Raw genomic sequence first — 21,600 nt, 5'->3', positions numbered from 1 at the left:
GGGCCCCCTCGCTCGTGCTCGGGAATCGATGATTCCTGCAGGCCACTCAGCGCAGGGCGAGCTCGAGCACCCGCTCGACGGGGAGCACCCCGTGCTGCTCGACCTCGTGCACGAGCGCGGTGAGCGCACGGTTCACCGGAGCGTCCATACCGGCGACGGATGCCTCGCGCACGACGGCCCCGTTCAGGAAGTCGATCTCCGTGGGCTGTCCGCGCCGAATGCTCTGCTGCGTCGAGCCGAGGTTCGGCACGTCGCCCATCCGCACGCGCATGAGCCAGGGCAGCACCTGCCCGACGGCGAGCGGGAGGAGGGCGAAGAGGCGCAGGCGCCGGTCGCCGAGTCCCTGCACGGCCCCGAATCGCACCCCGCGCGCGATCCCGACCCGCACGGTCTCGCGCATCGACGCGGTCACCACGCGGCGGAGCCGGCGATCGTCGACGACCTCCTGCACGCTCCGACCGACGATCGTGGGCACCGCGTTCAACATGTTGACGACGAGCTTCGACCATTGGGCTCCGCGGAAGCCGCCGATCGCGACGACCGGCACGGCGTCGGAGAGGATCGCGGCGATGCGAGTGCACTCGGCATCGGCCGGACCGTCGCCGCGGCCGAGGTAGCTCGTCGCCCGGGTCGTCACCCGCACGACCCCGGGCTCCGTGTAGTTCGCGGCGATGATCGAGAGCACCCCCATGCACGACGAACGGGGAAGCAGCCGTTCGGCGATGGCGACGCCGTCGAGCCCGTTCTGCACGACGACGACGGGGACGCCGTCGATGACGGCCGCGTTCGCCGAGATGGCGGCCTCGGCATCCTGCGCCTTCGTGCACACGAGCACGAGATCGGGGCGCGCGCGGAGCACCTCACCGACGTCGACCCTCGCGTGCGCGGCTCCGAAGCCGCCACTCAGCCGGATCCCCTCGGCCCGGATCGCGGCGAGGCTTGAGCCTCGAGCCGTCACCTCGACTTCGTGCCCGGCGCGGGCGAGCAGTGCCGCGAACGTTCCGCCGAGCGCACCTGCGCCGATGATGCCGATCCTCACAGGCCCAGCGTAGGCCGCGCCGCGCGGCTGACTGTTAGCCTGTACCGCGTGAACAGCGGCATCCTCCTCGTCGACAAGCCGCAGGGAATCACGAGCCACGACGTCGTCTCGCGCATGCGCCGCCTCGCCGGCACGCGCAAGATCGGTCACGCGGGCACACTCGATCCGATGGCCACGGGCCTGCTCGTGCTCGGGGTGAACAACGCGACGCGCCTCCTGCACTACCTCGTGGGGCTCGACAAGGAATACCTCGCGACGATCCGGCTCGGGTGGAACACCACGACCGACGACGCCGAGGGCGAGCCGCTCGTCGCGGCATCCGCCGATGGGCTCGCCGCCGCCACCGATGCGGCCATCGGCAACGGTATCGAGGCGCTCACGGGCGTGATCGACCAGGTGCCGAGCGCCGTGAGCGCGATCAAGGTCGCCGGAAAGCGCGCCTACCAGCGGGTGCGCGACGGCGAGGTCGTCGAGTTGTCGTCACGACGAGTGACGGTCTCGGCGTTCGAGTCGATCGGGCGACGCGACGGTGACGGCTTCATCGATCTCGACGTGCGGGTGGAGTGCTCATCGGGCACCTACGTGCGCGCGCTGGCTCGCGATCTCGGTGCCGCACTCGGCACGGGCGGCCATCTCACGGCGCTCCGCCGAACGCGCATCGGCCGGTTCGGCGTCGACGAGGCCGGCGCGCTCGAGGGCTTCGAGGTCGCCCGGCACCTCATGAGCCCGGCGGATGCCGCACGGCGCGCGCTGCCCGTCACCGAGGTCACCGAGGCGCAGGCCGTCGACCTCAGGCACGGCAAGCGCATCGAGGCGCCGCCCATCGCCTCCTCGGGTGCGGACGCCGCCGATTCCGCGCCATCCGCCGGAGATGATCCTGACCCTGCAATCGCCGCCATCGCGCCCGGCGATCGGCTCATCGCGATCGTCGAGCGCCGCGGCACCCAGCTCAGGGTCGTCACGGGATTCCCGCCCGAGGAGGTCGAGGAGTGATCGAATGGTTCACCTGGGTTCAGGTCGCCGTGGCGGTCGCTGCCGGCCTGCTCTGCCTCGGGCTCGGCCTCGCGGGGCGGGTGCCGAACGACCTCGCCCTCGGCGCACTCGCGCTCGTGGAGCTGTTGCTCCTCGCGCAGCTGGTCGTGGCGATCGCGGCGCCGGCCTTCGGCAACCACGCGAGCGGCAGTGTCCTCGAGTTCTACACCTACGTCGTCGGTGCCCTGCTGTTGCCGCCTGCGGCCGCCTTCTGGGCGCTCCTCGAGCGCAACCGCTGGAGCACGGTGGTGCTCGGCGTCGCTGCGCTCGCCGTCGCCGTGATGGTGTACCGCATGCTGCAGATCTGGACCGTGCAGCAGGCGTGAGCACGTCTGAGAGAATCGAAACGACATGACTGATGTGCAGGGCGCCCGGCCCCAGACCGATCGCGGGCGGGGGCGGAGGATGAGCGGCATCGGGCGCGTGCTCGTGGCCGTCTACGGTGTGCTCGCGCTCGCGGCGGTCGGCCGCTCGTTCGTGCAGATCGTCTCGAAGTTCGACCAGGCGCCCCTCGCCTATTCGCTCTCCGCGCTCGCCGCGGTGGTCTATGTGCTGGCGACGATCGCGCTCGTGCGCGCGGGCCGCGGCTGGTACCGGGCGGCGTGGGCCACGATCGGCTTCGAGTTCACCGGCGTGGTGGTCGTAGGCACCCTGAGCGTGGTCTTCCCCGAGCTCTTCCCGCACGACACGGTCTGGTCGTGGTTCGGGCGAGGGTACCTGTTCATCCCGCTCGTGCTCCCGCTCCTCGGCATGTGGTGGCTCGCGGTGCATCGCCCTGCTCGACACGAGACGGATGCCGCGTGAAGACGTTCAAGGGCGTCGACGGGGTCCCCGCCGGCTTCGGCCCCTCCGCGGTCACGATCGGCAAGTTCGACGGTGTGCATCAGGGCCACCGTGCGGTCATCGGCAGGCTCCGCGCCATCGCCGACGCCGACGAGGTGAAGGCGGTCGTCGTCACGTTCGATCGCAACCCGCTCGCGCTCCTGGCACCTGAGAAGTGCCCCGAGGCGCTCGTCAGTGTTCGGCAGAAGCTCGAGCTCCTCGCGACCACCGGAGTCGACGCGACCGTGCTGCTCGCGTTCGACCGCGCGCTCGCCTCCGTGCCCGCCGAGGAGTTCGTCGAGCGCGTGCTCGTCGACGCGCTGCACGCGACGTCGGTGCTCGTCGGCAGCGACTTCCGCTACGGCGCGCGGGGCGCCGGTGACGTGCGCCTGCTCGCCGAGCTCGGTGAGCGGTTCGGGTTCACCGTCGAGGTCGTCGACGACGTGCGGCCCGAGGGGGAGCGGCGCGTGTCGTCCACCTGGATCCGCGAGCTCCTCGCCGAAGGCGACGTTCGGCATGCCGCCGAGCTCCTGGGTCACACGCCCACCGTCTCTGGAATCGTCGTGCACGGCGCGGCGCGCGGCCGCGAACTCGGATTTCCAACGGCCAACCTCACGCCCGAGTCCGAGGGGCTCATCCCCGCCGACGGCGTCTACGCCGGCTGGCTCACCGACGCCGGCACCCGGTATCCCGCGGCGATCTCGGTGGGCAACAACCCCACGTTCGAGGGCGTCCCGAAGAAGCAGGTCGAGGCGTACGTGCTCGACCGCGAACTCGACCTCTACGACCACGTCGTCGACGTGGAGTTCGTCGACCGCATCCGAGGCATGGTCGCATTCACCAACATCGACGACCTCATCGACCGCATCCGTGACGACGTCGAACGCGTGCGCGTCATCCTCGACCCTTGACTCCTCGACCGACTCGACCACCGAGCCGTCGCCGCTGACGACGAGTCGTCGCCTTCAGAGAGAAGGAGGGGTACGTTCGCCGTCAGCGGATGCCGGGAAGTCGCCGTCGTGGGGCGGGCGAGGTGCCGTGAGGCCGATGCCGGCCAGGAACCGCAGGAGCTCTTCGGCGGTGCCCACGAGCGGCGCTCCGTGGCCGATGCTCCACGCGGCATCCGTCGCGTGGAGGCTGTGACCTGAGATGACGGCGCGGATCGCGGTGGGCGCCGCGGCGGCGCGACGGAGGGCGACGGCGCCCGACGCGAGCGGTGGGATCGGCACGGTCACGCCGAGCGCCCGGCCGATGAGAAGCGCCGCGACCACGGCGTCATCGAGCTCGACGATGCGGGTCGGCTGCGGTCGAGCCGTGATGACGGCGGCGCGCGCCTCGAGGGCCACCGCGGCATCCGCGCACCCATTGGGACCGTCGTCGGCGATCACGGCCGCACCGTTGTCGAGGGCGAGCGTGCGACGTGCCGTGGCGAGCGCGCGGCGCGCAGGGGATCGATCGAACCCCGCGACCAGCTCGGCGACGACGTGTGCGACCGTGTGACCCTCGCGCTCGGTGGGCCGGTTCCATGCGGCGTCGTCGGCGGCGCGGAGTGCGGTCGCGAGCCCGCGGAGGACGACGGCGGTGGGCGCGCGTCGGTCACTCGTGACGCCGCGCTCGTCAGCCCTCGAGTGCTGGCTGAGCGGCAGGTACCTGGCGAAGTCGGCCACGCTTCCAGCCTAGACTCGACGTGATGGAAGCGACCCCGCCCCGAGCAGTATGGGCCGGTCGAACCCTCGCGCTCCTCGGGATCGTGCTCGTCGCGTTCAACCTGCGCACCGCAGTCGCATCGCTCTCGCCGATCCTCGTCCAGATCGAGGCGGAGATCCCGTTGAACCCGGCGATCGTCGGCTTCCTCGGCATGCTGCCCCCCATCTGCTACGCCGTGTTCGGCATCATCACGCCGATGGTCGCGAAGCGATTCGGGCTCGAGATCAGCCTCGTCGGGTCGCTCATCGCGCTCTCGGCGGGCCTCCTCGGCCGGGGGTTCGCCGGCTCGGCGCTCTCACTCGTCGCGATGAGCACGCTGACCTTCGCGGCGATGGGCGTCGCCAACGTGCTGCTGCCGCCGCTCGTGAAGCGGTACTTCCCCGATCGCATCGGCCTGCTGACGACCGTCTATGTCACCGCGATGTCGGTGAGCGCCTTCATCCCGCCGCTCATCGCCGTGCCGATCGCCGAGGCCGCGGGGTGGCGGGTCTCCCTCGGTGAGTGGGGCCTGATCGCGGCGATCTCGCTCGTGCCGTGGCTCGCGTTGCTCGTGCATCCGCGGCGCCAGGCGCCGGCGGCGCTGCTCGAGGAGGCCGATCCCGGCATGCTCCGGCATGCGCTCCGATCGCCGCTCGCATGGTCGCTCGCCGCCGTATTCGCGGCCGCGGGCTTCAACGCCTACGCGGCATTCGCGTGGTTGCCCTCGATGCTGCACGACATCGCCGGCGTGGCACCCGCCGAGGCCGGGGCGTTGCTCTCGCTCTACGCGGCCATGGGCCTGCCCGCCGGGCTCATCGTGCCCGTGCTCGCCGCGCGATACGGCAAGGTGCGACTGCTCATCGTGATCGCCGTGGTCGCGTTCGTGGCCGGCTACCTCGGCCTCCTGCTCGCGCCCGGTTGGGCGACCTGGTTGTGGGTCGCCCTCATCGGGGCGGGCCCGCTCCTCTTCCCGCTCGCGCTCGTGCTCATCAACCTGCGGACGCGCACCCATTCGGGATCCGTCGCCCTCTCGGGGTTCGTGCAATCGGTGGGCTACCTCATCGTCGCGGCCGGTCCGCTCGCGGTCGGCTTGCTGCACGATGCCACGGGCGGGTGGTTCTGGCCGCTCGTGCTGCTCCTCGGTTCGGCGATACCGGCGGCGATCGCGGGCGCCGTGGTGGTGCGGCCTCGCTTCTTCGAGGACGAACGCGCACGCTGAGGCGAGCGGGCCGTGCGCTCGCGACGAACGAGGGGCGGGCCTCAGGCGAGCAGCTCGGGGCGGTGCACGAGGGCGGCGGCGCCGATCAGGGGCCCCTCATCTGAGAGCCCCGACGGCACGACGGCGACGCGCCCGACGAACGGGAACGCCGTGCGTTCAGTGATCGCTTCACGAGCGTGCTCGAAGAGCGCGGGGGAGACCCGCGAGAACCCGCCGCCGATCGCGACGACGTCGAGGTCGAGCAGGTTGGTCGCCGAGGCGATCGCATGCCCGATGGCGCCTCCCGCGCGTGCCACGGCGGCGATCGCGATGGGATCACCCGCGGCGTGCGCGAGGGCGAGGGCTTCGCCCGTCTCACCGGTGAATCCCTGCGTCCTGGCCCACGCGACCGTGCGGGGGCCCGACGCGACCGCTTCGAGGCATCCGCGTCCGCCGCACGCGCAGACGTCGTCGAACCCGCCGACCTCGACGTGGCCGATGTGCCCGCCGTTGCCCGTGGGGTTCGGCGCCGCCCGCCCGCCGAGCACGAGGCCGCCGCCGACCCCGGTGGAGACGATCATGCCGAGCAGGTTCGTCGCGCCGCGACCTGCGCCGACCCAGTGCTCGGCGAGCGCGATGCACAGCCCGTCGATGCGAAGGGTGATCGGGACGTCGGGCACGAACCCGGCGACGGATGCCGCGAGCGGGTGATCGCGCCAGGCGGGCACGTTGAGCGGCGAGACCGAACCAGTGGTCACGTCGATGGGTCCGGCGGCGCCGATGCCCACGCCCAGGAGCGGGGCGCCCGCGGGCAGCTCCGCGCGCGCCGCGAGCACGACCTCGCGCACCGCGGCGTCGAGCTCGTCGCTCGAGGCGGCGTTGCCGGTGGCTCGCCGATGCCGGGATCCGGGCAGCAGGACGCCGCGATCATCGACGAGCGCGGCCTCGACCTTGGTGCCGCCGAAGTCGACGGCGAGCGCGAGGGGGCGTGGCATGGCACCAGCTTAGGCGCGCGACATCCGCCGCCCCGATGCTCATATGAGCAGGATCGCCAGCGAGTGTTGCCGATGCGCACCGCCCTGCTTAGGCTGGAGAGGATGCGGAAGGAGGCCTGATGGACGAGATCGACGAGTTGCTCTCGATCCGCGCGGCCGAGCTCTACTACGAGGAGAACAAGACTCAAGACGAGATCGGGCAGGCCCTGCGCCTCACCCGGTGGAAGGTCGGTCGTCTCCTCGCGCAAGCGAAGCAGCGGGGGTTCATCCGCATCGAGATCCTGCACCCGCGCGCACGCCGGTTGCCCATCGAGCGCCGGCTTCGCGAAGAGCGCGGTCTGATCGACGCGATCGTCGTCTCCTCTGCGGGCGTCGGCTCGTCCGAAGAACTGCAGGCTCGCACCGCGCAAGCGGCAGCCGACTACCTCACGGCCCTGCGGCCGGTGCCACGCACTCTCGGCGTGAGCTGGGGCCGCACCCTCTTCGAGATCTCGCAGCAGTTGCGCAACGGCTGGGCCGTCGGCGTGAACGTCGTGCAGATCAACGGAGGGGTGAGCCTCAATCGCCGGCCCGGCACCGCGGCGGCAACCGCCGTGGGCATCGCCCAGAAGGGCGGCGGCAGCGCCACGCTGCTGCCGAGCCCCGCCATCCTCGAGCGGCTCGCCACGAAAGAGGCCATCGAGGCCGATCGTGTCGTCGCCGGGGTCATCGAGCTCGCTCGCTCCGCCGACGTCTTCCTCTTCAGCGCCGGCGCCGCCGACCGCACCTCCGTGCACGTCGAGAGCGGCTACCTCTCCGAGGCCGACGTCGACGAACTCGTGCGCAAGGGCGCAGTCGGCGACGTCGTCGGCCGATACATCGACTCCGACGGCAACATCGTCGATCCGGCACTCGACGCGCGCACGGTCGGGCTCACGCTCGACGAATTGCGGCGCGCACCGATCGGCATCGCCGTCGTCTCGGGTCCCGCCAAGCACGCCGTGGCCGACGCCGTCGTGCGCAGCCGGCTCTGCTCGGTGCTCGTCACCGACGAGTCCACCGCCCTCCACCTCCTCGACGGCTGATTCCGCGGCACTCCGCGCCCCAGCACTCACTGAACGGCAGGTCATCACCATGTCAGGCACTTCCCTCGTCGCCGCCCGCGAGCGCGCGCTCGCCGTGCTCGGCGGCGAACCCGACGACGCCACGCTCCGCCGCTACCTCCACGGCATTCCCGGCATCGACGCCGTCGGACTCGAACAGCGCGCAGCCGGCCTCGGCACGCGCTCGATCAAGACGACCTCCAAGCGCTGGGCGCTCGACCGCACCATCTCGCTCATCGACCTCACGACCCTCGAAGGCGCAGACACGCCCGGCAAGGTGCGATCGCTCGTCGCGAAGGCGATGACCCCCGACCCCGCCGACCCCACGGCGCCGCGCGTCGCGGCGGTCTGCGTCTACGGCGACATGGTGCCGTTCGCCGTCGACGCGCTCGGCGCGGCGCACGGCGACCCCGACGACGGCCTCGTCTCAGTCGCCGCCGTCGCCACGGCGTTCCCGAGCGGCCGCGCGTCGCTCGCGATCAAGCTGCAGGACACGGCCGATGCGGTCGCCGCCGGTGCCGACGAGATCGACATGGTGATCGATCGCGGCGCCTTCCTCGCCGGCAGGTACGGCGAGGTGTTCGACCAGATCGTGCAGGTGAAGGAGGCGTGCCGCAAGCCCGACGGCAGTGCAGCGAGCCTCAAGGTCATCCTCGAGACCGGGGAGCTGAACACCTACGACAACGTGCGGCGCGCCTCGTGGCTCGCGATCCTCGCGGGCGGCGACTTCATCAAGACGTCGACAGGCAAGGTGCAGCCCGCCGCGACCCTCCCGGTCACGCTCCTCATGCTCGAGGTCGTGCGCGACTGGCACCTGGCCACCGGCCAACGCATCGGCGTGAAGCCCGCGGGCGGCATCCGCTCGTCGAAAGACGCGATCAAGTACCTCGTCACCGTGGCCGAGACCGCCGGAGAGGAGTGGCTCCGGCCGCACCTGTTCCGCTTCGGCGCTTCGAGCCTCCTGAACGACGTGCTGCTGCAGCGGCAGAAGCTCGCGACCGGCCACTACTCCGGCGCCGACTACGTGACGATCGACTGAGTTGGAGCACGACATGAGTTTCCTCGAGTACGCACCCGCCCCCGAGTCGCGGGCGATCCTCTCGCTCCGCGACAGCTATGGCCTCTTCATCGACGGCGAGTTCGTCGACGGTCGCGGCACTCCGTTCCAGACGATCTCGCCCGCGAGTGAAGAGCGCATCGCGACCATCTCGAACGCGAACGAAGCGGATGTCGCCGACGCCGTCGCCGCCGCCCGCCGCGCCTACGACCGCGTCTGGTCGCGCATGAGCGGCCGTGACCGCGGCAAGTACCTCTTCCGCATCGCCCGGCTCGTGCAGGAGCGGGCTCGCGAGCTCGCGGTGGCCGAGTCGCTCGACAACGGCAAGCCCATCAAGGAGTCGCGCGACGTCGACGTGCCGCTCGTCGCGGCCTGGTTCTTCTACTACGCGGGCTGGGCTGACAAGCTCGACCATGCCGGTCTCGGGGCGAACCCCCGTTCACTCGGCGTCGCCGCCCAGGTCATCCCGTGGAACTTCCCGCTGCTCATGCTCGCGTGGAAGATCGCTCCGGCGCTCGCCGCCGGCAACACGGTCGTGCTGAAGCCCGCCGAGACCACGCCGCTCACGGCGCTCATCTTCGCCGAGATCCTCCAGCAGGCCGAACTCCCCGCCGGAGTCGTGAACATCATCACGGGCGCGGGCGACACCGGAGCCACGCTCGTCGCCCACGAAGGCGTCGACAAGGTGGCCTTCACCGGCTCCACCGCCGTGGGGCGGGCGATCGCGAAGCAGATCGCCGGCACCGACAAGAAGGCGACGCTCGAGCTCGGCGGCAAGGCAGCGAACATCGTGTTCGACGACGCACCGATCGACCAGGCGATCGAGGGCATCGTCAACGGCATCTTCTTCAACCAGGGCCACGTCTGCTGCGCCGGAAGCCGACTGCTCGTTCAGGAGAACATCCACGACGAGGTCGTCGAGCGGCTGAAGCTGCGGCTCTCGACGTTGCGGCTCGGCGACCCGCTCGACAAGAACACCGACGTCGGCGCGATCAACTCGAAGGAGCAGCTCGAGCGCATCCGCGAGCTCTCGGACGTCGGCGTCGCCGAGGGTGCCGACCGCTGGAGTGCGCCGTGCGTGATCCCCGAGAACGGCTTCTGGTACGCGCCCACGATCTTCACGAACGTGCAGACGTCGAGCCGCATCGCCCGCGAGGAGATCTTCGGGCCGGTGCTCTCGGTGCTCACCTTCCGCACGCCCGCCGAGGCGATCGCGAAGGCGAACAACACGCCCTACGGCCTCTCCGCCGGCATCTGGACCGACAAGGGCAGCCGCATCCTCGCCGTCGCCGACCAGCTCCGCGCGGGCGTCATCTGGGCGAACACGTTCAACCGCTTCGATCCCGCCTCGCCGTTCGGCGGCTACAAGGAGTCGGGCTACGGCCGCGAGGGCGGCCGCCACGGCCTCGGCGCCTACCTCTCGCCGGCCCGTGTGGGTCGAGGAGTTGCGCAGCCGCGTCTCGAGACCGGCGGAGCAGCATCCGCGGATCTCGAGACGACCAGAAGGCGGTCTCCTCGATCACCGAAGTCCGCGACGAAGGGATCGAAGCGATGACCCGCCTCGCCGTGCCGAAGACCTACAAGCTCTACATCGGTGGCGCGTTCCCGCGCAGCGAGTCGGGCCGCACCTACGAGGTCGTCGCCGCAGACGGTGCGTTCCTCGCGAATGCGGCGAAGGCCTCGCGCAAAGACGCCCGCGATGCCATCGTCGCCGCTCGTGCGGCCGTCGCCGGCTGGTCGGGTGCCACGGCCTACAATCGCGGCCAGGTGCTCTACCGCATCGCCGAGCTGCTCGAGGGCCGCAGGGCCCAGTTCGTCGCCGAGATCGAGGAAGTCGAGAGCGTGTCGCGCGCCGTGGCATCCGCCCAGGTCGACGAGTCCATCGACCGCTGGGTCTGGTACGCGGGCTGGGCCGACAAGTTCGCGCAGGTCGCCGGCAATGCCAACCCGGTGGCAGGTCCCTACTTCAACATCTCGGTGCCCGAGCCCACCGGAGTCGTCGCGATCATCGCCCCTCAAGACTCGTCGCTCCTCGGCCTGGTCTCGGCCATCGCCCCGGCACTCGTCGCCGGCAACTCCGTCGTCGTCGTGGCGAGCGAGCGATTCCCACTCTCGGCGATCAGCCTCGCCGAGGTGCTCGCCACGAGCGACGTGCCGAAGGGGGTCGTCAACGTGCTCACGGGCTCGCCGGCCGAGATCGCCCCGTGGCTCGCGAGCCACTCCGACGTCAACGCGATCGACCTCGTGGGTGCCGGTGCGCTCGACTGGATCTCGCTCGAGGTCGACGCCGCCGACACGCTCAAGCGAGTGCTCCGGCCCGAGTCGGGCCCCGATGCCGCGGCACCCGCCCTCGGCCGCATCACGGCGTTCACCGAGACCAAGACGGTGTGGCACACGAAGAGCCTGCTCTAGCCGCGACCCGACCGGGCGCGGGGCATCCGACGAGCGGGTCCCGCGTCGGCCGCGGCATGGCGTAGCCTCACGCTATGGCCACCACCACCCCTCACCTCTTGCGTCTCGGGGTATTGGCGCACTCGAGCAAGCCCGACGAGAAGCGGCTGCCGTTGCATCCGTCGCACCTCGAACGGATCGATCCCGACCTTCGCGCGAACATGATCCTCGAGCGGGGATACGGAGAGCGCTTCGGCATCGCAGATGCGCAGCTCGAGCCGCTCGTCGCCGGACTCGGCTCCCGCGAGGAGATCATCGCCCAGAGCGACGTCGTCCTGCTGCCGAAACCGCAGGCATCCGACCTGGAAAGCCTGCACGACGGGCAGGTGCTCTGGGGCTGGCCGCATTGCGTACAGGACCGGGCGATGACCCAGCTCGCGATCGACAAGGGGCTCACCCTCATCGCGTGGGAGGCCATGAACCACTGGACGGCGAGCGGCAGCTTCGGACTGCACGTGTTCCACAAGAACAACGAGCTCGCCGGCTACTGTTCCGTGCTGCACGCCCTGCAGCTGTGCGGATCCACGGGAGACTACGGCCGGCGCCTGAGCGCGGTCGTCATCGGGTTCGGGGCCACCGCCCGAGGTGCCGTCACGGCGCTGAACGCCCACGGCATCCACGACGTGCGCGTGCTCACGAACCGCGACACCGCTGCGGTCGGCTCGCCGATCCCCTCCGTCGACATCATCCAGTTCGAGCACAACCCCGAAGCGCCCTTCCTGAGCACGGTGAACACGGAGGACGGGCCCGTGCCGCTCGCCCCGTTCCTGGCTGAACGGGACATCGTGGTGAACTGCACGCTCCAGGATCCCAACGCGCCCCTCACCTACCTGCGCACGGAGGATCTCGGTGCCTTCCGTCCGGGCAGCCTCATCGTCGACGTGTCCGTCGACACCGGAATGGGATTCAGCTGGGCCCGCCCCACCTCCTTCGCCGAGCCGATGTTCACGGTGGGGGAGTCGACGAACTACTACGCCGTCGATCACAGCCCGTCCTACCTCTGGAACTCGGCCACCTGGGAGATCAGCGAAGCGCTCATGCCGTTCCTGCGCACCGTGATGGAGGGTCCCGATGCGTGGGCCGAATCCGACACCATCGATCGCGCCACCGAGATCTCCGGCGGCCGCATCCGGAACCCCGCGATCCTCGAGTTCCAGCGCCGATCGGCTGAGTACCCCTACCTCGCACTGGCGTAAGCGCCGCTGGGCGGCGGCGTCCCGCGAACGGGGGAGGTAACGAAACGGTAACGAAGTTGCTAGGGTGAGTGCACCGTCGCGCAATGGCGCGCGAGCGGTGGAAAGGCCCTACACGTGACCCGCACCCTTCATGCGATCGACCCGACGATCGCAGCCCAGGATCGTTCCGCGCACACGCCGGCCCATCGCCTGCTCGACCGTCTCGCACATCCTCCGCGCCGCGCCGTGCGCGTCCTGCTCGCGTCGGTCGCGGTGACCGCGACCGCGGCCGCGCTCCTCCTCGCAGCCACGCCGCCCACCGCATCGGCGGTCGACGTGTTCGGCGCACTCCGGGTGCCCGGTGCTGCCGCGTTCATCGTCGGGCATCGGGGCGATCGAGCCGAGGCGCCCGAGAACACGATGGCCTCGCTCGAGCGCGCGATGGAGGCCCTCGACTTCGTCGAGACCGACGTGCGGTTGAGCCGCGACGGCGTGCCCGTGCTCTTCCACGACACGAGCCTCGAGCGCGTCACCGGCTCGCGCCACGGTGTCAGCGACCTCGACCTCGACGAGCTCCGCCGCCTCGACGTGGGCGCGTGGTACGGCGCCGAATACGCAGGGGAGCGCATCCCGACGCTCGACGAGTTCCTCGAAGCGCTGGCCGGCCGCGAGACCGCGCGTGCCCTCGTCGAGTTGAAGGCCGACTGGACCCCTGAGGAGGTGCGCACGGTGATCGACCTCATCGAGCGGCACGGACTTCGAGGCCGCATCGTGTTGCAGAGCTTCAGTCTCGAGACCCTCTTCTCGGTGCAGCAGGTGTCGCCCACGACCCCTCGCATCATGCTCATCCGCGAGCTGCCTGCCGAGCCCGTGGCGCTCGCCGAGCGGCTCGGGGTGATCGCCTTCGGCACGACCGCCGCATCGGTCACCGCGGTGCCGGGTGCGCTCGAGGCGCTGCACGAGGCGGAGATCGCGGTGCTCTGCTACACCCTGAACACCCACGAGAGCTGGCAGGAGGTGAGCGAGCTCGGCGTCGACGGCATCATCACCGACCAGCCGAGCGAGCTCGACCAGTGGCTGGCCACCACGGCGCCCGGCACATGAGGCGGCTCGTCAGCCGACGCTGAGCCCCAACCGGTCGGCAGCCGCGCGGAACTCGTCGTACAGGCGCTCGGAGAACAGCACGAAGCGCACGAGCGGAGGCGCATCGGCAGCCTCGGCGGTGGTGCCGAGGGCGACGAGCGCGGCGTCATCGGCGGGCCATCCGTAGACCCCTGCGGAGATCGCCGGGAAGGCGACGGATGCCGCCCCCAGGCCGGTCGCGACCGTGAGCGAGTTGCGGTACGCCGCAGCGAGCAGCTCCCGTCGTGCGTCGGCCTCGGGACCCGGCCCCGGCCAGACAGGACCGACGGTGTGGATCACCCAGCGCGCTGGCAGGTTGCCGGCGGTCGTGGCGACGGCCTCGCCGGTCGGCAGGCCCGACCTCAGCGTGGTCGCGCGCAAGACGCGGCACTCCTCGAGGATCGACGGTCCGCCCGCGCGATGGATCGCGCCGTCGACGCCGCCACCGCCCATGAGGCTCGAATTCGCGGCGTTCACGATGGCGTCGACGCGCTCGGCGGTGAGGTCGCCGGTGATGAGCTCGATTCGGGGCATTCGCGTCGCTCCTTCGTCAGGCGAGAGCCCGGCTGATGGCCGTGGTATGGCCTGGGCCGGTGCGGCAGCAGCCTCCGATGAGTCCGGCGCCGGCGGCCCGCCACGACCGCACGGCCTCGGTCGGGAACGCCGGGCTTCCGCGCCATCGTCGCGCTGCGGCATCCCACGTCTCGCCGCTGTTGGGGTAGACGACGACCGGCTTCATCGTGACCTCGCGTGCCGCCTCGATGGCGCCGAGCACCTCACCGGGTGCGCAGCAGTTCACGCCCACCGCGACGACCTCGTCGACGGCGGCAGCGAGCGCGAAGGCCTCGGCGAGCGGCTCGCCGCTCCGAAGTCGCGTGTCGAGGGGAGTCACCGAGATCCACGCGGGAGTGCCGGTGCCGGCGAGTTCGGCGAGGATCGCCTCGACCTCGACGAGCGAGGGCATCGTCTCGAACGCGATGAGGTCGGCTCCGGCGTCGGCGAGCACCCGGATCCGTTCCCGATGCCAATCGCGCAGCTCCTCGAGACCCAGCCCCAGGTCGCCTCGATATTCCGACCCGTCGGCGAGCATGGCCCCGTAGGGTCCGACGGATGCCGCGACCCAGCCGTGCCCGGCCTGGTCGCGCGCGCGGCGGGCAAGCTCCACGCTCCGCCGGAGGAGCCCGGTCGTCTGGTCGGCGTCGAATCCGGCGCGAGCGCATCCCTCGTACGTCACCTGGTACGAGGCGGTGATCGCCACGTCGGCCCCGGCGGCGAAGTAGTCGCGGTGCACGTCGAGCACCTCGTCGGGCGAGTCGGCGAGCACTCGCGCGCTCCACAGCTCGGAGGAGACATCCGCTCCGCGCTCCTCGAGTCGCGTGCCGAGGCCGCCGTCGACGACGAGCGCGCGTTCGGCGAGGGCTTCGAGCAGGCCAGGACCCGACACGGTCAGCCGCGGTTGTTGGAGAGCTCGAAGATGCGCACGAGCTCGGTGACTGCCGCTTCGCGCTGGTCGCCGCCCGCCTCGTACATGTCGGTGACGTGCGTGCGGAGGTGGTTCTCGACGTGCAGGGCGCGCTTCTTGATGTCGTCGATCACCGTCACATCCTATCGTCCGGAGGGGATATACCCCGTGGGGTACATTCAGGCCGATTGGCACTAGCGTTGGGGCATGACGCGCCTTCGCTTCGTCCGCACGCTCGCAGCGTCGCTCCTCGCGCTCGGCCTCGTGGCGTCGCCGGCGGCCGTCGCGCTCGCTGCGGAGCGGGCGGCGGAGGCCCCAGCTGTCGTCGCGGCCGCCCGGGCCGGTGTCGACGACTTCACGTTCGCGTCGTTCGACGCGGTCTACGAGCTCTCGCGCGATGCCGACGGCCGTTCGGTGCTCGACACGACCGAGACGCTCGTCGCGGTGTTCCCCGAGTTCGACCAGAACCGCGGCATCCGCCGGGCCATTCCGCTGCACTACGACGGCCATCCGACCGACATCGAGGTCGAGTCGGTGACGGATGCCGCCGGCAGCCCTCGCGCGTTCGAGGTCGAGCGCGACGAAGACGGGGTGTTCCTCCTCGTCACGATCCGTGCCGACGACTTCGTGCACGGCGAGCAGACCTACGTGATCAGCTACCGGCAGCACAACGTGACGTTCACGCCCGACGACGCCGCGATCGACGAGTTCTACTGGGACGTGAACGGCACCGGCTGGGCACAGCCCTTCGGGCGAGTGCGGGCGGAGCTGCGCATGAGCGCCGACGTCGCCGAGGCCTTCACGGGAGACGTCGCGTGCTATCGCGGCTGGACGGGTTCCGGCACACCGTGCGAGACGCTCTCCGTCGGTGAAGCGGCTCCGCCGGTCGTCGTCGCCGAGGCGTCGGGGCTTGGCCCGTATGAGAACCTCACGATCGCCGTCGGCTTCGCGCAGGGCACGTTCGAGCCGCGCGACGAGGCGTTCATGTCCTCGCCTGCGGCGATCGCCGGCGCGGTCGCCGCCGTGGTGGCGCTCCTCGCGATGCTCGCCGCGATCGTCACCCGCATCGTGCGCTGGCGCGACCATCCGGGGCGCGGCACCGTCATCGCCGAGTACCAGCCGCCCGCCGGGGTGAGCGCCATGGTCGCCGCCGACCTCGTGGGCCGATCCGGCAAGGGGATCACGGCCACGATCCTCGAGCGCGCAGTGGCGGGCGAGCTGCGCATCGTCGAGACGGGCCGCAAGCGCTACGCGGTCGAGTACGTCGGCGGTGAGGCGGGCGACGCCGATGCCCGCTCCGTGGTGTCCGCGCTCTACGGCGTTCCGACTCCAGGCGAGCGGCGCGAGCTGAAGTCGCGCGACACGGCGCTCGGAAAGCGGCTCCTCGCGCTGCGCCAAGCCGTCACGAAGCGCGTCGCGAAGACGGGCCTGCGGCGCAGGCCCGATCTCGGCCGCCGAACGCTGTTCGCCGTCGTGGGCATGATCGGCGCCGTGCTCAGCGTGGTGCTCGGCATCGTGGCGCTCGACTCGCAGATGGGCGGTGCCTGGCCGGCGATCTGGTTCGCCGCGGCGATCCTCGCCGAGCTCGTGACGTTCGTCGTGGTCGTGGACGTGCGCCCGCTCACCGAACAGGGCCGAGCAGCACGCGACCACCTCGAGGGGCTGAGCCTCTACATCCGCCTCGCCGAGGCCGATCGGCTCCGCGTGCTGCAGAGCCCATACGGGGCCATGCGGGTCGAGCGCCCGGCCGCGGCGGCCGTGCCGGTCTCGACGGATGGCGCGGCGGCTGCGCCTGCCTTGGCCGCCCCGCTCGACCCGGTGGTCGTGCTGAAGCTCAACGAACGCCTGCTGCCCTACGCGGTGCTGTTCGGCCTCGAGCGCGAGTGGAGCCGGGAACTCGCGTCGCTCTACGAGCAGACCGGCACGTCGCCCGAGTGGTACGCCGGCCGCAGCGGCTTCAACGTCGGGGTGTTCAGCTCGGCGGTGCACTCGTTCTCGTCGGCGTCGAGTGCCTCATGGTCGGGCTCGAGCTCGAGCTCGTCGAGCAGCGGATCGAGCGGCGGCGGCTCGTCGGGTGGCGGTGGCGGCGGCGGCGGAGGCGGCGGGGTCTGATTCACGACCGCGCGGGCGGGCGTCCGTCATGGGCGATGCGCCGCGGCGCTTCGCCGTGCGCTCAGTCGGCGACGGTCTCGTCACTCAGGTCGACGCGTCGTTCGGAGTCGAGGCCTGGCACCTCGTCGTCGAGACTGTCGTCGATCGTGCGCTCATCGCCGTCGGCGGGCTCGGCGGCCGTGTCGGGCTCGTCGAACTCCGTGTCTTGCGCCACCGTGAATTCATCGTCATCGGGCGAGACGCCTGCGCCCGCCCTCGCGAGATCGTCCATGGTCCAAGAGTAGGCCGCCGACGAGGTTCCCGCACGGGCTTGCGGATGCTTCTCGCGACGCGCGGGCCGGCCGCGTGGCATCCGGTGCCGGAATCCGGGTAGAATAACGCTGCGCCCGACGAATCCGTTCTTCGGCCGACCGCGTGAGCCCAGCTCGCGTGCTGCTCGGTTCGGGATTCGGCGTACCGCGATCGGCGACATCTGGTGATGTGCCGAACCGGCCTCGACCATCACGACCGATGTCGAGGGGGGCATGCCGGATGCGGCCCAGAAACTGGAGGACCATTGGCCCAGACGAGGCAGCGACAGCGTACGCGCTCGCGCGACGATGACGCACCCATCATCCCGATCCTCGCGCGCAAGGTGCGCGAGGTCGAGACGAAGGCGCAGAAGGGCAAGCTCGGCCCCACGAACCGCACGAAGTACCAGGTCATCGCGTTGCTCATGCGCGAAGAGCGTGCCCGCGTGAAGGCAGACACCGAGGTGACCGATTCCGCTCGTGCCGAGCTGCTCAAGCGACTCGACGGCATCGCACAGATCCTGGCCAAGACCGCCGCGCGCGACACGAGCCTCATCGCGCTGCTCGAGCCCGACGCCTCGATCTCCACGGTCGCGCAGCGGTTCCGTCGCGACTGGCTGCTCGAGTCCGGCGCCGAGCTCTCGCCCGACGAGCTCATCATCACGCGCGAGCCCGAGCAGAAGCCCATGCTCGCCGAGAACCAGGTGATCCCGGCATCCGTGCGCTCGAGGCAGCTCGCCAACCCGTTCCTGGCCCCCGACTTCTCGAAGGCCGCGCCGCCGCCCGTGCCGGTGCGTCGCCTTGCCAACTGGGAGCTCCTCGGCCCGCTGTTCAAGTCGTTCGAGATCGGCTCGGGCGGGCAGGCCGCGTCGATGGAGCTGCCCGAAGCGCCCAAGGTCGACCGCCTCTCGCCGCGCGGTCTCGAGCTCATGATGCACCAGATCCGATTCATCGAGAGCGTGCGCGAAGGACACCGCACCTTCCTGCTCGCCGACGAGCCGGGCCTCGGAAAGACGGCGCAGTCGGTCATCGCGGCATCCGTCGCCGACGCCTACCCGCTGCTTGCCGTCGTGCCGAACGTCGTGAAGATGAACTGGGCCCGCGAGGTCGAGCGCTGGACCCCGCATCGCCGCGCGACCGTCATCCACGGCGACGGCGAGACCCTCGACGCGTTCGCCGACGTCGTCATCGTGAACTACGACGTGCTCGACCGGCACATGGCGTGGCTGTCGACCCTCGGCTTCAAGGGCATGGTCGTCGACGAGGCGCACTTCATCAAGAACCTGCAGTCGCAGCGTTCGCGCAACGTGCTCACGCTCGCCGAGCAGATCCGACGCAGCGCACCCGGCGGAGACCCGCTGCTGCTCGCCCTCACGGGCACCCCGCTCATCAACGACGTCGACGACTTCCGTGCCATCTGGAAGTTCCTCGGCTGGATCGAGGGCGACCGGCCGTCGCCCGAGTTGCTCGGCAAGCTCGAGGAGACGGGGCTCACCCCGGCCGAGCACGGCTTCTACCCCGAGGCCCGCCGCGCCGTCATCGATCTCGGCATCGTGCGCCGCCGCAAGGTCGACGTCGCCGCCGACCTGCCCGCGAAGCGCATCGCCGACCTGCCCGTCGAACTCGACGACGAGCTCGGCCGATCGGTGCGCGCCGCCGAACGCGAGCTCGGGAACCGCCTCACGGGTCGTTTCCGTGCGCTCGTCGAGGCGCGCAACCTGCGCATCGGCGATCTCGACGACGACCAGCGCGAGCAATTCATCCGCGCGGTGGCGCATGCCGAGCTCGAGGAGTCCAAGGCGTCGAAGTCGGGCGAGAACGTCTTCACGATGGTGCGCCGCATCGGCCAGGCCAAGGCAGGCCTCGCCGCCGACTACGCCGCCCAGCTGGCCCGATCGGTCGGCAAGGTCGTGTTCTTCGCGAAGCACATCGACGTCATGGACCAGGCCGAAGCGGCGTTCGCGGCCCGCGAGCTCCGCACCGTGTCGCTGCGCGGCGACCAGACCGCCTTCCAGCGGCAAGCGGCGATCGACGCGTTCAACAACGACCCCGAGGTCGCCGTCGCAGTGTGCTCGCTCACAGCGGCAGGCGTCGGCGTGAACCTCCAGGCGGCCTCGAACGTCGTGCTCGCCGAGCTCAGCTGGACCGCCGCCGAGCAGACGCAGGCGATCGACCGCGTGCACCGCATCGGCCAAGACGAGCCCGTCACGGCCTGGCGCATCATCGCCGCGGGCACGATCGACGCGCGCATCGCGGAGCTCATCGACTCGAAGCAGGGCCTCGCGGCCCGCGCGCTCGACGGCAGCGATGTCGAGCCCGGTTCGGCCGACTCCGTGCAGCTCGATGCGCTCGTGCACCTGCTGCGACAGGCGCTCGACGGTGCGCTCTGACGCTCGCCCAGCGGGGCGCGCCCGATCGCGCTTCGTGGGAAGGCTATAGACTGCGGCAGTCGAAACGCCCCGACGTCGTGGCCTCCGGCACCATCACAGGTTCCCTTGAGATCGCGACAGGTCTCTTCACGCAACTGGAGTCACACGAGGCATGAAGATCGGTATCCTCACGAGCGGCGGAGACTGCCCCGGGCTGAACGCCGTGATCCGCGGCGCGGTGCTGAAGGGCGTCATCTCGCATGATGCCGAGTTCGTCGGCTTCCGCTGGGGCTGGAAGGGCGTCGTCGAGGGCGACTTCATGCCGATCGAGCGCCACGACGTGCGCGGTCTCTCGAAGCAGGGTGGCACGATCCTCGGCTCGAGCCGCACGAACCCCTTCGAGGGCGAGGGCGGCGGGCCCGAGAACATCCAGCGCATGCTCGACGAGAACGGCATCGACGCGATCATCGCGATCGGCGGCGAGGGCACGCTCACCGCGGCGAGGCGACTCACCGACGCCGGACTGAAGATCGTCGGGGTTCCGAAGACGATCGACAACGACCTCGCAGCGACCGACTACTCCTTCGGCTTCGACACCGCCGTCGAGATCGCCACCGAGGCGATCGACCGGCTCCGCACGACCGCCGAGTCGCACGGGCGCTGCCTCGTCGTCGAGGTCATGGGGCGGCACGTCGGCTGGATCGCCCTGCACTCCGGCATGGCCGGCGGTGCGCACGCCATCCTGATCCCCGAGCAGCCCAAGACCATCGACCAGATCTGCGAATGGGTCGAGTCGGTGCGCGACCGCGGCCGGGCTCCGCTCGTCGTCGTCGCCGAGGGCTTCCACCTCGAAGACATGGAGGGCGCGCACTCGCACAAGGGCCTCGACGCGTTCAACCGCCCGCGGCTCGGCGGCATCGCCGAGCGGCTCGCGCCCATGATCGAGGAGCGCACCGGCATCGAATCGCGCGATACCGTGCTGGGCCACATCCAGCGCGGCGGCGCGCCGAGCGCATACGACCGGGTGCTCGCGACGCGACTCGGCATGCATGCGGTCGACGCGGTCTACGAGAACGCTTGGGGTTCGATGGTGACGCTACGCGGCACCGACATCAAGACCGTCTCGATCGCCGAGGCGGTCGGCAGCCTCAATCGCGTGCCGCAGGCTCGCTACGACGAGGCGAAGATCCTCTTCGGCTGACGGATGCCGCTGCCTCAGGTCTGCGTCTGCTACCTCCTGCGCGAGCGGGAGGGCATCACCGAGGTGCTCCTCGGCCGGAAGAAGCACGGCCTCGGCGAGGGCTACTACGTCGGACTCGGCGGCAAGCTCGAGCCCGGTGAGTCCGCGGTCGAGGCTGCGGTGCGCGAGGTGGCGGAGGAGTCCGGCGTCATCGTCGTTGCCGCGGATCTCGAGCCGAGGGGCCTGCTCAGCTATCGGTTCCCGCATCGCGAGGCGTGGAGCCAGGAGTCGAACGTGTTCGTGTGCCGACGCTGGATCGGCGAGCCGGCGCCATCCGACGAGCTCGATCCCGAGTGGTTCGAGATCGCGGCGATCCCGCTCCACGAGATGTGGGACGACGCACGGTTCTGGCTGCCCGACGTGCTCGCGGGCGGCGCGGTGCGACGATCCTTCACGTTCGGTGCTGATCTCGCCTCCGTCGTCGATCCGATGGTTTGATTTCACAGGCGCAGGGTGCGAGTATCGAGT

The 21,600-nt window shown here is 70.7% G+C and carries 22 protein-coding genes; 15 read left to right on the top strand and 7 right to left on the bottom strand.

Annotated features, from left to right (window positions below):
- Nucleotides 1-46 precede the first annotated feature (46 nt).
- Nucleotides 47-1,039: a ketopantoate reductase family protein gene (locus J7E25_RS15865; protein ID WP_214871128.1), complete on the bottom strand. Its 993-nt coding sequence runs from the start codon at nt 1,037-1,039 to the stop codon at nt 47-49.
- Between the two features lie 48 nt (nt 1,040-1,087).
- Between J7E25_RS15865 and truB the strand changes: the two genes are divergently transcribed.
- Genes truB through J7E25_RS15845 form a run of 4 tightly spaced genes read left to right on the top strand, consistent with a single transcriptional unit; the run spans nt 1,088 to nt 3,804 of the window.
- On the top strand, nt 1,088-2,032 hold the full coding sequence (gene truB / locus J7E25_RS15860; protein WP_374196246.1) for a tRNA pseudouridine(55) synthase TruB: 945 nt from the start codon (nt 1,088-1,090) through the stop codon (nt 2,030-2,032).
- Nucleotides 2,029-2,397, top strand: a complete 369-nt coding sequence (locus tag J7E25_RS15855) for a hypothetical protein (protein WP_214871127.1) — start codon at nt 2,029-2,031, stop codon at nt 2,395-2,397. Before truB ends, J7E25_RS15855 begins: the two co-directional genes overlap by 4 nt.
- Before the next feature lie 25 nt (nt 2,398-2,422).
- Complete coding sequence (locus J7E25_RS15850) at nt 2,423-2,875, top strand: hypothetical protein (RefSeq protein WP_251039167.1); 453 nt, start codon at nt 2,423-2,425, stop codon at nt 2,873-2,875.
- The gene (locus J7E25_RS15845) at nt 2,872-3,804 is read left to right on the top strand and encodes a bifunctional riboflavin kinase/FAD synthetase (RefSeq protein WP_214871126.1); all 933 of its coding nucleotides are present in this window, start codon (nt 2,872-2,874) and stop codon (nt 3,802-3,804) included. The genes J7E25_RS15850 and J7E25_RS15845 overlap by 4 nt, the downstream gene beginning before the upstream one ends.
- Nucleotides 3,805-3,858: 54 nt before the next feature.
- On the opposite strand, the gene J7E25_RS15840 is transcribed toward J7E25_RS15845, so the two are convergent.
- Nucleotides 3,859-4,560 carry a hypothetical protein gene (locus tag J7E25_RS15840; protein ID WP_214871125.1) on the bottom strand — a complete coding sequence of 234 codons (702 nt, stop codon included), beginning with the start codon at nt 4,558-4,560 and terminating at the stop codon, nt 3,859-3,861.
- 23 nt (nt 4,561-4,583) lie between these two features.
- Here J7E25_RS15840 and J7E25_RS15835 point away from each other — a divergent pair, with 23 nt between their 5' ends.
- Complete coding sequence (locus J7E25_RS15835) at nt 4,584-5,798, top strand: CynX/NimT family MFS transporter (RefSeq protein ID WP_214871124.1); 1,215 nt, start codon at nt 4,584-4,586, stop codon at nt 5,796-5,798.
- Nucleotides 5,799-5,839: 41 nt separating this feature from the next.
- Here the strand turns inward: J7E25_RS15835 and J7E25_RS15830 are convergent, their stop codons facing one another.
- Complete coding sequence (locus J7E25_RS15830) at nt 5,840-6,772, bottom strand: ROK family protein (RefSeq protein WP_214871123.1); 933 nt, start codon at nt 6,770-6,772, stop codon at nt 5,840-5,842.
- Nucleotides 6,773-6,891: 119 nt separating this feature from the next.
- Here J7E25_RS15830 and J7E25_RS15825 point away from each other — a divergent pair, with 119 nt between their 5' ends.
- The 6 genes from J7E25_RS15825 (at nt 6,892) to J7E25_RS15800 (ending at nt 13,641) form a co-directional block, all read left to right on the top strand.
- Entirely contained in the window at nt 6,892-7,836 is a 945-nt protein-coding gene (locus J7E25_RS15825; protein ID WP_214871122.1) for a sugar-binding transcriptional regulator, read from the top strand.
- 49 nt (nt 7,837-7,885) lie between these two features.
- Complete coding sequence (deoC, locus tag J7E25_RS15820; protein WP_214871121.1) at nt 7,886-8,893, top strand: deoxyribose-phosphate aldolase; 1,008 nt, start codon at nt 7,886-7,888, stop codon at nt 8,891-8,893.
- 13 nt (nt 8,894-8,906) lie between these two features.
- The gene (locus J7E25_RS15815; protein WP_214871120.1) at nt 8,907-10,466 is read left to right on the top strand and encodes an aldehyde dehydrogenase family protein; all 1,560 of its coding nucleotides are present in this window, start codon (nt 8,907-8,909) and stop codon (nt 10,464-10,466) included.
- On the top strand, nt 10,463-11,323 hold the full coding sequence (locus J7E25_RS15810; RefSeq protein ID WP_214871119.1) for an aldehyde dehydrogenase family protein: 861 nt from the start codon (nt 10,463-10,465) through the stop codon (nt 11,321-11,323). Before J7E25_RS15815 ends, J7E25_RS15810 begins: the two co-directional genes overlap by 4 nt.
- Nucleotides 11,324-11,397: 74 nt before the next feature.
- Nucleotides 11,398-12,558: a N(5)-(carboxyethyl)ornithine synthase gene (locus J7E25_RS15805; protein WP_214871118.1), complete on the top strand. Its 1,161-nt coding sequence runs from the start codon at nt 11,398-11,400 to the stop codon at nt 12,556-12,558.
- A 114-nt stretch (nt 12,559-12,672) separates the two neighbouring features.
- Nucleotides 12,673-13,641, top strand: coding sequence for a glycerophosphodiester phosphodiesterase family protein (locus tag J7E25_RS15800; RefSeq protein WP_214871117.1), 969 nt, complete (start codon nt 12,673-12,675; stop codon nt 13,639-13,641).
- A 9-nt stretch (nt 13,642-13,650) separates the two neighbouring features.
- On the opposite strand, the gene J7E25_RS15795 is transcribed toward J7E25_RS15800, so the two are convergent.
- From J7E25_RS15795 to J7E25_RS15785, 3 genes are read right to left on the bottom strand one after another with little or no spacing between them, the layout of a single operon-like run.
- Nucleotides 13,651-14,193, bottom strand: a complete 543-nt coding sequence (locus J7E25_RS15795) for an O-acetyl-ADP-ribose deacetylase (RefSeq protein ID WP_214871116.1) — start codon at nt 14,191-14,193, stop codon at nt 13,651-13,653.
- 16 nt (nt 14,194-14,209) lie between these two features.
- Nucleotides 14,210-15,103 (bottom strand): homocysteine S-methyltransferase, encoded by an 894-nt coding sequence (gene mmuM / locus J7E25_RS15790; protein WP_308164613.1) that lies wholly within the window; start codon nt 15,101-15,103, stop codon nt 14,210-14,212.
- Between the two features lie 2 nt (nt 15,104-15,105).
- Nucleotides 15,106-15,255, bottom strand: a complete 150-nt coding sequence (locus tag J7E25_RS15785) for a hypothetical protein (protein ID WP_214871115.1) — start codon at nt 15,253-15,255, stop codon at nt 15,106-15,108.
- 73 nt (nt 15,256-15,328) lie between these two features.
- On the opposite strand from J7E25_RS15785, the gene J7E25_RS15780 reads away from it, so the two are divergent.
- Nucleotides 15,329-17,233, top strand: coding sequence for a DUF2207 domain-containing protein (locus tag J7E25_RS15780; protein ID WP_214871114.1), 1,905 nt, complete (start codon nt 15,329-15,331; stop codon nt 17,231-17,233).
- A 61-nt stretch (nt 17,234-17,294) separates the two neighbouring features.
- Here the strand turns inward: J7E25_RS15780 and J7E25_RS15775 are convergent, their stop codons facing one another.
- Nucleotides 17,295-17,504, bottom strand: a complete 210-nt coding sequence (locus J7E25_RS15775) for a hypothetical protein (protein ID WP_214871113.1) — start codon at nt 17,502-17,504, stop codon at nt 17,295-17,297.
- Nucleotides 17,505-17,789: 285 nt separating this feature from the next.
- On the opposite strand from J7E25_RS15775, the gene J7E25_RS15770 reads away from it, so the two are divergent.
- The 3 genes from J7E25_RS15770 (at nt 17,790) to J7E25_RS15760 (ending at nt 21,570) form a co-directional block, all read left to right on the top strand.
- Entirely contained in the window at nt 17,790-19,913 is a 2,124-nt protein-coding gene (locus J7E25_RS15770) for a DEAD/DEAH box helicase (protein ID WP_215009683.1), read from the top strand.
- Nucleotides 19,914-20,064: 151 nt separating this feature from the next.
- Nucleotides 20,065-21,093, top strand: coding sequence for a 6-phosphofructokinase (locus tag J7E25_RS15765; protein WP_214871111.1), 1,029 nt, complete (start codon nt 20,065-20,067; stop codon nt 21,091-21,093).
- A gap of 3 nt (nt 21,094-21,096) precedes the next feature.
- Nucleotides 21,097-21,570 (top strand): 8-oxo-dGTP diphosphatase, encoded by a 474-nt coding sequence (locus tag J7E25_RS15760; RefSeq protein ID WP_214871110.1) that lies wholly within the window; start codon nt 21,097-21,099, stop codon nt 21,568-21,570.
- The last annotated feature ends 30 nt before the right edge of the window (nt 21,571-21,600 follow it).

It is taken from the genome of Agromyces sp. ISL-38 (assembly GCF_018613935.1).
Lineage (GTDB): Bacteria > Actinomycetota > Actinomycetes > Actinomycetales > Microbacteriaceae > Agromyces.
Note: the sequence above shows the minus strand (reverse complement) of the source record. Positions and strands in the feature narration are given on the sequence as shown.

What these genes read in the sequence shown, in the direction of transcription:
- J7E25_RS15835 (WP_214871124.1), top strand. Translation starts at nt 4,584, where the DNA reads ATGGAAGCGACCCCGCCCCGAGCAGTATGGGCCGGTCGAACCCTCGCG.
- J7E25_RS15760 (WP_214871110.1), top strand. Translation starts at nt 21,097, where the DNA reads ATGCCGCTGCCTCAGGTCTGCGTCTGCTACCTCCTGCGCGAGCGGGAG.
- J7E25_RS15810 (WP_214871119.1), top strand. Translation starts at nt 10,463, where the DNA reads ATGACCCGCCTCGCCGTGCCGAAGACCTACAAGCTCTACATCGGTGGC.
- J7E25_RS15775 (WP_214871113.1), bottom strand. Translation starts at nt 17,504, where the DNA reads ATGGACGATCTCGCGAGGGCGGGCGCAGGCGTCTCGCCCGATGACGAT.
- J7E25_RS15765 (WP_214871111.1), top strand. Translation starts at nt 20,065, where the DNA reads ATGAAGATCGGTATCCTCACGAGCGGCGGAGACTGCCCCGGGCTGAAC.
- J7E25_RS15795 (WP_214871116.1), bottom strand. Translation starts at nt 14,193, where the DNA reads ATGCCCCGAATCGAGCTCATCACCGGCGACCTCACCGCCGAGCGCGTC.
- J7E25_RS15805 (WP_214871118.1), top strand. Translation starts at nt 11,398, where the DNA reads ATGGCCACCACCACCCCTCACCTCTTGCGTCTCGGGGTATTGGCGCAC.
- J7E25_RS15830 (WP_214871123.1), bottom strand. Translation starts at nt 6,772, where the DNA reads ATGCCACGCCCCCTCGCGCTCGCCGTCGACTTCGGCGGCACCAAGGTC.
- J7E25_RS15815 (WP_214871120.1), top strand. Translation starts at nt 8,907, where the DNA reads ATGAGTTTCCTCGAGTACGCACCCGCCCCCGAGTCGCGGGCGATCCTC.
- deoC (WP_214871121.1), top strand. Translation starts at nt 7,886, where the DNA reads ATGTCAGGCACTTCCCTCGTCGCCGCCCGCGAGCGCGCGCTCGCCGTG.
- J7E25_RS15825 (WP_214871122.1), top strand. Translation starts at nt 6,892, where the DNA reads ATGGACGAGATCGACGAGTTGCTCTCGATCCGCGCGGCCGAGCTCTAC.
- J7E25_RS15850 (WP_251039167.1), top strand. Translation starts at nt 2,423, where the DNA reads ATGACTGATGTGCAGGGCGCCCGGCCCCAGACCGATCGCGGGCGGGGG.
- J7E25_RS15780 (WP_214871114.1), top strand. Translation starts at nt 15,329, where the DNA reads ATGACGCGCCTTCGCTTCGTCCGCACGCTCGCAGCGTCGCTCCTCGCG.